The organism is Catenulispora pinistramenti (genome assembly GCF_018274385.1).
In the GTDB taxonomy this organism is placed as follows: domain Bacteria; phylum Actinomycetota; class Actinomycetes; order Streptomycetales; family Catenulisporaceae; genus Catenulispora; species Catenulispora pinistramenti.
Genome location: NZ_JAAFYZ010000293.1, coordinates 1 through 11,332 on the forward strand (window position 1 = coordinate 1; position 11,332 = coordinate 11,332).

The following is an 11,332-nucleotide window of genomic DNA, read 5'->3' on the forward strand; positions in this document are numbered from 1 at the left end:
CTGACTTGCTGGAGTTGAAGAGGCCTGAGGTGGGGCGGGGTTGTGAACACGGAAACCGGCAGCCGACAAACACACCCACCACCCCGAACCCCGAACCAGCACAACTATGACCGAAGGCGTAAAAAGCCTCTAAAACCCCAACCCAAACCGCCACCCGGCCCGAAAACTCCCCGCCCCAAAAAGACCCGAACCCAAACCCCAAACAACCAACCCCTACCGCGGCAGCCCCCGCCGAGCATTCTCCTCAGCAATCACCCGCTCCACAGCAGCGCGATCCTCAGGGTCCAGCGGACTGAACACCACCGGCTCCCCGGGTAGCTCATGATGGGCCGCGTTAGCCCTAAGTCCGTCGAGGAGGATTCCGACCAGTCGATCGTTCAGCACCGCAGGGTCAGTCCGTGGCGGTCGGCTGGGGCCGCTGTGCGAGAGCATCCCGGACAGCATCTGGATCTCCAGGAAGCTGATGTCAGAACGCAGCTGTCCTGCCTCCTGCGCGCGCCGGTAGACGCCCTCCACGACGTCGATCGCCTCGCGCATCGCGGCGGCCACCGCCGGGTCGTCGATCAGGTCCAGCCGCTCGCGGAAGATCACCGGCAGGGTTGGGCCGAGGCCCAGGCCCGAGACTGCGCGGACCAGGTGCTCCCAGGCTGGTGGGCCGTCCGCTTCGGCCTCGGCCTGCGCCTCGGCCCGTGCCTCGGCCACGCGGGCCGCCGTCACCATTCCCTCGAAGAGGTCGACCAGTACCCCGCGTAGCAGGGCGTCCCGGTCCGGGAACCGTCGGTAGAGGGTGCCGATGCCGACGCCGGCGCGCTTGGCGATCTTGTCGAGGGCGACGGAGGTGCCCTCCTCGACGTAGACCTCGCGCGCCGCGTCCAGGAGGGCGCGGCGGTTGTCCTCGGCATCGGCTCGCATGGCGCGCACTGTAGCGCCCCGGGCTTAGCGGATGAAAATCCTCCACTTCTGCTATCCTCGTCGCGGTAGTGGATGAAAATGCTCCGTTTAGAGGGGGACCATCGATGAGTGACACTCTCCGGGGCTCGGCCGGCGCCGAGACCCACGCCGCTGCGACCCACAGCGGCGGGCCGCACGCACCCGATGCGGCGGGCAAGGACCCCAGGCGTTGGAAGGCCCTGATATTCATCGCCGTGGCCCAGCTGATGGTGGTCCTGGACGGCACGATCATGAACATCGCGCTGCCCTCCGCGCAGCGCTCCCTGAACTTCTCCGACGGCAGCCGGCAGTGGCTGATCACCGGCTACACCCTGGCCTTCGGCAGCCTGCTGCTGCTCGGCGGCCGGATCGCCGACTACACCGGCCGCAAGCGGGCGCTGCTGATCGGCCTGACCGGCTTCGCGCTGGCCTCGGCGATCGGCGGTGCGGCGCCGGACTTCACCGTCCTGCTGCTCGCGCGCTGCCTGCAGGGCGCGTTCGGCGCGCTGCTCGCCCCGGCCGCGCTGTCGTTGCTGGCGACCACGTTCACCGAGCCGTTGGAGCGGGCGAAGGCGTTCGGGTTGTTCGGCGGGGTGGCGGTCGGCGGCAACGCGATCGGGCTGCTGCTCGGCGGGCTGCTGACCGAGTACCTGAACTGGCGCTTCTGCCTCTACGTCAACATCCCGATAGCGATCATCGCCCTGGTCGGCGGGCTGCGGGAGATCCGCGAGTCGCGCGCCGAGGGCCGGATGAAGCTGGACCTGCCCGGCGTGGTGCTGGTGGTCGGCGGCCTGGTCGCCGTGGTCTACGGGCTCGGCCAGGCCTCGACCGACGGCTGGGGCTCCGGCACGGTGCTGGCCTGCCTGATCGGCGGCGCGATACTGCTGGTCGGGTTCCTGGTCGTCGAGTCCCGGGTGGCCGCGCCGCTGCTCCCGCTGCGCGTGCTGCTGTCCCGCACCCGCGGCGGCAGCTACCTCGCGGTCGGCACCGCGGCCGTGGGCATGTTCGCGCTCTTCCTCTTCCTGACGTACTACATGCAGGACGTGAAGAAGTACTCGGCGGTCATGACCGGCGTGGCGTTCCTGCCGATGACCGGCGCCATCATGGTCTCCGCGGTCCTGCTGGGCAGCCGGCTGGTCCCGAAGGTCGCCCCGCGCATCCTGATGGTCCCGGGCATGCTGATCGCCGCCGGCGGTCTGGCGCTGATGACCGCGGTGAAGCCGGACACCGGCTACGCGGTCGGCGTGCTGCCGGTGGAGGTGCTGGTCGGCCTGGGCCTGGGCCTGGTGATGGCGCCGGCGATGAACTACGCCACGCACGACGTCCGGCCCGAGGACGCCGGCGTCGCCTCGGCCACCGTCAACACCTCGCAGCAGGTCCTGGCCTCGGTCGGGATCGCGCTGTCGAACACCGTCGCGGCCAGCGCCACCACCTCCTACCTGAAGTCGCACAAGCCCTCGCCGACGCTCGCGAACGACGCCGTGGTCCACGGTTTCGCGACCGCCTCGGGGGTGGCCGCGGCCATCGTGCTGGGCGGCGCGGTCGTGGTGGCGCTGCTGATGAACGCCGGCAAGCCGGACCCGGCGCAGTCCGCCGGCGAGGCGCCGACGGCGATGCACATCTGAGCCGGCGCGAGTAACGACCCTGACGCAACCCCCCGCAGCCGCCGCTTCGTCACTGAGATGACCACGGAGGGGAGCGGCGGATGCGGGAAGCACGCGAGCGAGAGTTCGACGAGTTCGTCCTCGCACGGCAGCAACGGCTGCTGCGGACGGCGTATCTGTTGTGCGGTGACTGGCATCTGGCCGAGGACCTCACGCAGAACGCGCTGGCGAAGGTGTATGTGGGCTGGAACCGGATCCAGCATGTGGAGCAGATCGACGCCTACGTGCACCGGATACTCTTCCGCACCTACATCGACACCTATCGGCGGCGCCGCAAGCGGGAGATCCTGAGCGCGGCGGTACCGGACGTCGCTGGCACTGGTATTGCCAGCGACGTCCGCCTGACTCTAATGGCCGCACTGGCCCGAGTCACCCCGCGCTACCGCGCCGTGCTGGTGCTGCGGTACTGGGAGGACCGCAGCGTCGGCGAGACCGCCGAAGCACTCGGCATCGCCGAAGGCTCGGTGAAGTCGCACACCCACCGTGGTCTCCAACAGTTGCGTTCGGTCCTCGGGGACCAGGCGCTGGATCTCATCCGGAGCTGAGGAGGCCTTGATGGAGGAGCAAGATGTGGGGCGGGTGTTCGCCGCGGCGGCGCCCGAGACGGTGCCGGTGATCGGGGACCTGCCGGGTCGTGCCCGGGCGCTGGGAAAGCGGCGCCGCAGGCAGCGGGCGTTCATGACCGGTGCCGGGGCGGGCGTCACGGCGGTGGCGGTGGCCGGGGCGGTGGTCGCGCTCGGCGGGTTCGGGAGCGGGAAGCCGGTGTCCGCGACGGATGCGAGTCCGGCCGGACCGCCTTCCAGCTCGTGGCGGGTGACCACGACTCCGGCGACACCTTCGACGGCGCCTTCGACAACGCCTTCGACAACGCACTCGATGCCCAAGTCCAGCTACAGCTTCCTGCAGTCCACCGACAATCCGGTCGCCGACGAGGCGGTGCTCACCGCGGTGAAGGCGGCGCTGCCGAGCAAGGATGGGGCATCGCTACGGTTGAACCGGGCCTCGGAGGACAAGAACGGCTACGGCGCGGAGTTCACCATGGGCTCGACGGTTCTCGGCATCTCTGCGGGCAGCTATAACCCGAATGTCCACGGCACACCGTCCCAGTGCGCAGCCGATCCGAGCCACTGCACGAAGGGCACTGCGACGCTGCAGGAGCGCCAGGTCCGGTGGGAGTACTACTACGGCGATCCGAGTGCTCCCACCCTCAACATCTACGACGACCAGGGCGGGATCGGCTACCTGGTCACGGCCTATCCGGGAGCGCAGTCAGCGCAGCCGCCGGGGTTGGCCGAGATGACGGGTGTGGGGCTGAACGAGCAGGTGGCGGCGGCCGAACTGGCCGCGTGGACGACCCGCTGAGGCCGAGGGTCGGCCGTCCCTGACACCGCCCCTGAAACCCATCCCTGAACCCATCCCTACAAACCCCTACAACCAGCCGCGCTGCTGCGCCGCCCGGATCGCCTCGGTGCGATTCCGGGCGGCGGTCTTCTGGATGCAGGCCGACAGGTAGTTGCGCACCGTCCCCTCGGACAGGTGCAGCCGCCGCGCGACGTCGGCGATGGTCGAGCCGTCGGTGCAGGCCCCGAGCACGTCGCGCTCGCGCGGGGTCAGCGGGTTCTCCCCGGCGGCCAGCGCGGCGGCGGCCAGATCCGGGTCGATGACCCGCTCGCCCCGCAGCACCTTCCGGATCGCGGCGACCAACTCGGCCACCGGCGCGTCCTTCACCAGGAACGCCGAAGCCCCCGACTCCATCGCCCGCCGCAGAAACCCGGGCCGGCCGAAGGTGGTCAGGATGATGATGCGGACCTCGGGCAGGGCGCGGTGCAACGCGTCGGCGGCGTCCAGCCCCGACATCCCCGGCATCTCGATGTCCAGCAGCGCGACCTGCACGTCGGCCGCCTTCGCCGCCTCCAGGACCTCGTCGCCGCGCCCGACCTCGGCCACGACGGCCAGGTCGTCCTCTAGGTTGAGCAGGGTCGCCAAAGCCCCGCGCACCATGGCCTGGTCCTCGGCGAGCAACAGGCGGACGACATCGGTGGAGGCGGTCATGGGGCCAACCTACCCGTCGGCAGATGGGCGGAGCAGGTCTCGGCCGACTGGCAGTGCTCAGTTACCGCTGATCGGCGGCACTGGCGCCGCGGCTATCGACAACCAACTCCTTCGTTGACCAACTCCTTCGTTGCGACCAGTCGCTGCGCGCGCCGCCCGACCACCGACCGCCGACCGCCGACCAGCACTCAGCACTCAGCACTCAGCACTCAGCACCAACCACGTTCGGCCTCACCCCAAACCGCGCACCGCCAACCCCCGCTCCGGAGCCGCGGCCACCAACCGAAAGTCCCCATCACCGCCGCCCACCGAAAGCCGCCCCCCGACCGCGTCCAGCCGCTCCCGCAACCCGGTGAGCCCGTGCCCGCCGCAAGCGTCCGTCTCCCCCGCCGTCGCCGCCAGCCCGCGCCCGTCGTTGCGCACCGTGAGCACCATCTCGTCCCCCTGGTGCTCCAGCGTGACCTCCACGTGGCCCGCGCCGCTGTGCCGGATCGCGTTCGTCACCGCCTCGCGCAGGCTCCACGCCAGCGCCGACTCGCTCAGCGGGTCGAACTCGCCGGTCGCGGCCGCCACCTCCGGGGCCGCGACGAGTTTGATCCCGGCCGCGTCCAGCGCCGCGTGCGCCGAGGCCACCTCCACCGCGAGGGTGGCCCGGCGGTAGCCGCTGACCGCCTGGCGGATGTCGGTCAGGGTCTGGCGTGAGACCTGCTCGATCTCCTCGACTTCCTTCAGCGCCGCGTCCAGGCGCGGGGTCGGGCCGTCCGGGACCGCGGCCCGGGCCTTGATCAGCATGCGCTGGGCCAGCTCCGACTTCAGGGTGATCATCGACAGCGAGTGGCCGGTCAGGTCGTGCAGGTCGCGGGCCAGGCGCAGCCGCTCCTCGTTGGTCGCCAGGTGCGCCACCTGGGTGCGGGCCTCTCGCAGCTGGCCGATCAGGAGCGCCATCTGCCGGATGCCGAGGGTCGACATGCCGGCGAAGAAGATCGGGAAGGCCAGCGTCAGCCAGGTGCCGACGGAGCGCAGATCGCTGGTGATGAGGCAGCAGACCGTCATCAACGCCAGGCAGACCAGTACGCCCCGATAAGCCACCCCGCTGGCCATCGACAGCCCCAGCCCCGCGCCCGCGCCGACGTAGACCCACATCCCGGCCAGGTCCGAGTCCACCCAGACGCTGGTCACGAAGGCGGTCACGCCCATCGCCACCAGGATCGGCGCCACCCCGCGCGGGGCCTCGTTCACCACGCCGACCTTCCCGGTCTTGGGGTAGACCTTGAACGCCAGTGAGCCGTACATGAGCACGAACACCGCGACCAGCACGTAGATCAGCACCTGGAAGCCGACGGTGTGGTCCGAGGTCGCCACCTTCGCCACCGGTTCGACCAGGTAGAACAGCCAGACCGCGGCGAACATCCACTTGAACCGCCCCGGCTGGCCGACCCGGGGGGCGGCCATCAGCAGGGGCGGTTCCTCGAAAGCCGACGAGCGGGCGGCCCATTCCGCCGCGCCGGCCATCCCCTCCTCAGCCGGTGCCGACGGCCCCTCGGCCGACCGCTCGTTCCGCACGTCCATCACCTCCGTATCGTGCCTCCCCCTCCGGGTCCCTCCGCAATTCGGCGGGTCCCGGGCCGGCTCCCCGCCGGCACCGGGACCCGCCGGTCAGCTCACTGTTCCTTCGCCGACCGGTAGGAGACGATCGCCAGCAGGGCGAACAGGACGCCCCAGCCCGCCACCACCGCGATCGAGGTCGCGGAGACCTTGCCGGTGCTGATGATGTCCGTGCCCAGCTTGTGCGCCTGGTACGTGGGGAACCACTTGCCGATCTTCTCAAGCGTGCCGCCCAGCGGGAACCACAGCCCGCCCAGGAGCGCCATCGGGAAGAAGACCAGCATCACGGCCGGCTGCGCGGTCTCCGGGTCGAAGCGGTAGCCGATCGCCACCGCCAGCGAGACGAAGGTCATCGAGGCCAGCCACAGCACCAGCGCGTTCACGACCCACTTCCAGGCCGGCATGTCCACGTGGTTCAGGAAGGCGCCGATCCCGAACACCACCAGCACCGACGGGACGGTCGTGGCCAGCGAGGTGACCACCTTGGCGAACACGTAGCCCCAGCCCGGGAGCGGGGTCAGCCGCAGCTGCCGGGTCCAGCCGGACTTGCGCTCGGTGGCGATCCGGATGGAGTTGTTCATCAGGGCCCCGGCGAAGGCGCCATAGGTGGCCATGGCCAGCATGTAGTAGGCCTTGAACTGCACCCCGTCGGCCGTCGTGGTCTGCTTGCCGATGATCAGGTAGAGCGCGGCCGGCATGGCGATCGCGAAGATCAGGTAGCGGCCGTTGCGGATCACCCGCATGACGTCCAGCTTGGTGAGGGTGAGCGTGGCGTTCATCGCGCCGCCTCCAGGGTTGCGGTGGTGCCGTCAGCGTGGTTGTTGTCCTCGGCGGTGATGGCGATGAACGCCTGCTCCAGGCCCAGCGCCTGGATCTCGATCTCGGCCGGCCGGTAGCCGGCGTCCAGCAGCGCGTAGAGCGTGGCGTCGGAGTCCGAGGTCTGCAGCCGCACGATGTCCGCCTGCCGCTCGACGCTGACCAGGTTCGGCAGCCGGTGCAGCACCGCGTCCTGCACCCCCGGCAACCGGAAGGACAGCCGCTTGGCCCCGGCGCTGGCCTTGATCTCGGCCGACGAGCCGTCGGCGAGCAGCCGCCCCTTGTTGATGACGATGACCCGCTCGGCGAACTGGTCCGCCTCCTCCAGGTAGTGCGTGGCGAACAGCACCGTCTTGCCCTCGTAGGCGCGCTCCCGCATGGTCGCCCAGAACGCCTGCCGGTTCTCCACGTCCATCCCGGTCGTCGGCTCGTCCAGGACGATCAGCGGGCTGTCCCCGATGATCGCCATCGCGAACTGCACCCGCTGCTGCTGTCCCCCGGACAGCTTGTCCACCCGGCGGTCGGCCAGGTCGGCGATGTTGGCCCGCTTCAGCGCGTCGATGACCGGGATCGGCCGCGGGTGGAGCTTGGCCCACAGCTCGACCTGCTCCTTCACGGTCACGTCGCTCATCAGCCCGCCGGACTGGAGCATCGCCCCGACCATGCCGTGCTTGATCGCCTCGGCCGCGGTGCCGCCGAACAGCGCCACCCGGCCGGAGTCCGGCCGGCTCAGCCCGAGCAGCATGTTCAGCGAGGTGGACTTCCCGGCGCCGTTCGGGCCCAGGAAGGCGATGGTCTGCCCCGGCTGCAACGCCATGGTCAGGCCGTTGACGGCGTGCACCGGCCCCTTGGGCGAGTGGAAGGTCTTGCTCACGTTCTCGAACTCGACTACCGCCCCGTTCGGGCTTCGAGTGTCTCGTGGCATTTCTGGTGTCCCCAGTCGTGTGTGGCCCGTTTTCCCGTTCGACATCAATGACACCAGCCCGACCTGGGCGGCGACCATTGTGGAAGCTCGTGAAAACGGCATGACAGCTGTCATGTGCGCGCCGGTGCGGAAACCTCATGGGGCGCCCGGGACGATCGGCACCGGACGCCCGCCACACCTACTCGGCCAGCACCGATCGGTACAACTCGCTGACATGGAGGGCCTGCTCGGCGACCCCGTACCGCTCCAGCGCCCCCGGCGGCGCGCAGCGGTCCACCGGCTTCAGGTCCGCCGCCTCGCGCAGCGCCGAGACGAAGGCGTCCGGCCGCGAGGGCACCCGCGCCACGCGGTCCCCCAGACCCGGCAGCCCGTCCAGCGCCGGGGAGTCCGAGTACACCGCGGGCAGCCCGCACGCCACCGCCTCCAGCGGCGCCAGCCCGAAGGTCTCCGACGGCGAGGGGGAGGCGAACACGTCCATCGCCGACAGCAAGTCCTTGATTTCCAGCATCCCGCCGCCGACGTCCCCCGTGAAGTGCACGCGCCCCGGCATCAGCTGGTTCGCCAGCCGCTGGAGCCGGGCCCGGTCCGGTCCGGCGCCGACGATCAGCGCGGTCGCGCCGTCGATGCGGCACGCCGCCTCGATCAGCACCTCGAAGTGCTTGTCCGGGTCCAGGCGGCCGACGCCGCCGATCACGAAGGCGTCCGTGTCGATGCCCAGCACCTTGCGGACCAGGGTGCGGGCGTTGGGATCGAAGCGGAACTCGCGGATGTCGATGCCGTTCTCGATCACCTCGACCCGCTCTATGCGCCAGGCCCGCAGGTAGTCCGCGACGGCTTGCGAGACCGCTATCGTCACCCGGCCCATGCGTTCGGAGGCGCGGTACAGGCCGCGCACGCCCAGGCGGTCCTTCGGTTTGCCCTCGATGAGCTCGCGGCCCAGCGAGTGCTCGGTGGCCACTATGGCGCGGACACCGGCCATGCGGGCGGCGAGGCGGCCGTAGAGGTGCGCCCGGTACAGGTGGGTGTGGACCAGGTCGAAACCGCCGTCCCGGACCAGCTTCACCAGGTGCATCAGCGAGGCCATGTCGCGGTTGGAGGGCATGCGCAGGTCGTGCACCCGGAAGCCGCCGGCCCGGATGCGCTCCCCGACCCGGCCGCCCTCGGTCAGGCACGCCACCTCGCACTCCTCGGGCAGGTGCTGCAACAGCGTGGCCAACTGGCGTTCGGCGCCGCCGGAGGCCAGGCCGGTGATGACGTGCAGGACTTTGGTCATGCGGAGCCGCCTTCCTTGCCCCGCGCGCCGGAGCGCGGCACGGCGGCGGCCGAGGCGTCCGCACCGTTGCGGGCGCCGGCGCGGGGACGGGCCGAGTGCTGCTGGGATCCGGGCCGGTCCTGGACGACAGGAGCGGGCGCCGGCGGCGGGATCAGAGGCTTGATCCACGACGGGATCAGAGGTTTGATCCGAGGATGGGCGGCGATATCGGATACGACCCCCTCCGGACTGTGCGCGGGCACACCTGCACCGACCCGTGCCACCGGTTCCCCCCGGGACCCGCGCGTCGATCCGCTGCGGAATCCGCCGTCGGCCGCCCCCATAGCGGGATCCTAAGAGCCCTCATTTATGTTGACAACGGCACCGGCGGGTGACTGGTTCACCTGCGTCCGATGTTCGTCCTATGTCAACCGTTACAGTCGGCTTGATCCAGGGGTCGATCAGCAGGGCGAGCAGGGCTGCGCGCATGACTCACGGGCCGCACACGCGTCAGAGAAAACACTGCACAGGCCATCAGGGGCGTCGAATGCCCGGTACCCGCCAAGATCGCGGCGGGGCCGCGGCGGACCGCGGCCCCGCCGTCATCGCAAAGGCTTGAGATACCTCAATGCCGCGACGACGGAGCGCCCAGCAACCCGCCCAACAGCGACCCGTCCGATCCGTCCCCGGGCGTGGTGCCGGTCGGCGTCCCGGCCGAAGTGGCGCCGCCGGTCGGCGTGCCGCCGGCAGCTCCGCCGCCCTGGCCGCCGGCCGTCCCGCCCTCGGTCGCCGTGGGCGAGTTCGACGCCGACGTGGCCCCGCCGGTGGCCGACGACGTCGGGCCGCCGGCGGTGCCGCCGCCGGTCGTGGTCCCGGAGCCGGACGACCCGGCCTCCCCGCAGACCACCTTGTCCTGGGCGGCATAGGAGCTGTGGAACACCTGCCGGATCGGGTCCTGCCCGGACTTGGTGAGGATCCGGGTGACGTCCACCTGGAAACCGGGGACCCCGTCGCCGGCCACACAAGAGTCGGACTGCGAATACGTGGTCTTCGGCTGCACCAGCGCGTAGTGCGGCGAGGTCTCGGTCTGCACCGAGTCATACGCCTTCCGCCCCAGCACCGCGACGGTCACCGCGTTGTCCGTGGCGCTCGTCCAGAGGTAGACAGGCGCGCCGGAATCGTTCTGGAACTTCAGATCCGCGTCCGGGTAGGTCACCGCGGCCTCCATCCCGGGCGGGAAGTGGTCGGTCACGACGGCGTGCGGATGGTGCTCCACATCGTGCAGCCCGGCCAGGTACTCCGCGTTGAACAGAGCGGTGGCGACCAGCGAGGTGCCCGAGCCCGCGTCCTGCGCCGGACTGGAGGACGAGGACTCGCCGCTGGCCGGGATGAACCCGTTCGCCGACGACCGCGCGCCGAGGACCTGGTTCAGGCTGAACACCTGCCCCGGCTGCACGATCTGGCCGCGTACCAGGCCGGCCGCGTTCTTGACGTTCGCAGTGCGCTGCGAGGAGGCACTGTAGGGCGCGGTGTAGAGGCCCATCACGTCGTGGATCCCCAGCGCCTGCGCGGCCTCGGTGGTCAGCGTCGGCGGCAGCGGGCCGATCGGGACGGTCGCAATACGCTGCGAGGAAGAGCTCTTCGTCAGCACCGGCAGCACAGCGTTCTGAATCGCGGTGGGCGCGTAGCCGACGCCGTTCTTACCGGGCACCAGCACCGGCTGGCCGTTCGTGACCGTGAACGAGGCGTCCGTCGGCGGCTGTTCCAGCTTGGCCAGCGCCTCGTGGTCGAGTTCGGAACGGATCCCGGCGCCGTCGAGCTTGGGCACCAAAGCGCCGTGGCCGTCAGGCTCGATCGCCAGGTGCCGCCCCAGGATCGCGGGCTTCAGGACGGTGTGCACGCTGCCGGTGATCAGGGTGACCGAGCCCGCCATCGCCGGCCGGGCGAAGTCCTGCATGGCCTGCGCGACGGCGGCCGGGGTGACGGTCGGCTGGACGTCCTGGACGGACAGCGCGACCGGCGGGCCGGGGAAGCTGCCGCTGTCGGTGCCCGAAGCCGGGGCGGGGATCACGGCGGGGGCCCTGTCTC

Annotated in this window: 10 protein-coding genes; 3 read left to right on the forward strand and 7 right to left on the reverse strand. The window is 70.6% G+C overall.

Annotation, left to right across the window (positions count from 1 at the left end):
* Window positions 1–213: 213 nt before the first annotated feature.
* Complete coding sequence (locus KGQ19_RS44130) at window positions 214–912, reverse strand: TetR/AcrR family transcriptional regulator (RefSeq protein ID WP_212020846.1); 699 nt, start codon at window positions 910–912, stop codon at window positions 214–216.
* Between the two features lie 104 nt (window positions 913–1,016).
* Between KGQ19_RS44130 and KGQ19_RS44135 the strand changes: the two genes are divergently transcribed.
* From KGQ19_RS44135 to KGQ19_RS44145, 3 genes are all read left to right on the forward strand, one after another.
* Complete coding sequence (locus tag KGQ19_RS44135) at window positions 1,017–2,555, forward strand: MFS transporter (protein ID WP_230420385.1); 1,539 nt, start codon at window positions 1,017–1,019, stop codon at window positions 2,553–2,555.
* A gap of 80 nt (window positions 2,556–2,635) precedes the next feature.
* Window positions 2,636–3,139 (forward strand): SigE family RNA polymerase sigma factor, encoded by a 504-nt coding sequence (locus KGQ19_RS44140; protein ID WP_212020848.1) that lies wholly within the window; start codon window positions 2,636–2,638, stop codon window positions 3,137–3,139.
* 10 nt (window positions 3,140–3,149) lie between these two features.
* On the forward strand, window positions 3,150–3,956 hold the full coding sequence (locus KGQ19_RS44145) for a hypothetical protein (protein ID WP_212020850.1): 807 nt from the start codon (window positions 3,150–3,152) through the stop codon (window positions 3,954–3,956).
* A gap of 66 nt (window positions 3,957–4,022) precedes the next feature.
* Here KGQ19_RS44145 and KGQ19_RS44150 read toward each other — a convergent pair whose 3' ends face one another.
* The 6 genes from KGQ19_RS44150 to KGQ19_RS51490 all read right to left on the reverse strand — a co-directional run.
* On the reverse strand, window positions 4,023–4,646 hold the full coding sequence (locus KGQ19_RS44150) for a response regulator transcription factor (protein WP_212020852.1): 624 nt from the start codon (window positions 4,644–4,646) through the stop codon (window positions 4,023–4,025).
* 231 nt (window positions 4,647–4,877) lie between these two features.
* Entirely contained in the window at window positions 4,878–6,209 is a 1,332-nt protein-coding gene (locus KGQ19_RS52380) for a sensor histidine kinase (RefSeq protein ID WP_212020854.1), read from the reverse strand.
* A 98-nt stretch (window positions 6,210–6,307) separates the two neighbouring features.
* Window positions 6,308–7,030, reverse strand: coding sequence for an ABC transporter permease (locus tag KGQ19_RS44160; protein ID WP_212020856.1), 723 nt, complete (start codon window positions 7,028–7,030; stop codon window positions 6,308–6,310).
* Window positions 7,027–7,992, reverse strand: a complete 966-nt coding sequence (locus KGQ19_RS44165; RefSeq protein ID WP_212020858.1) for an ABC transporter ATP-binding protein — start codon at window positions 7,990–7,992, stop codon at window positions 7,027–7,029. Before KGQ19_RS44165 ends, KGQ19_RS44160 begins: the two co-directional genes overlap by 4 nt.
* A 178-nt stretch (window positions 7,993–8,170) precedes the next feature.
* On the reverse strand, window positions 8,171–9,265 hold the full coding sequence (locus tag KGQ19_RS44170; protein WP_212020859.1) for a glycosyltransferase: 1,095 nt from the start codon (window positions 9,263–9,265) through the stop codon (window positions 8,171–8,173).
* A 604-nt stretch (window positions 9,266–9,869) separates the two neighbouring features.
* On the reverse strand, window positions 9,870–11,332 hold a 1,463-nt coding region (locus KGQ19_RS51490), incomplete at its 5' end, for a VanW family protein (protein WP_212020860.1).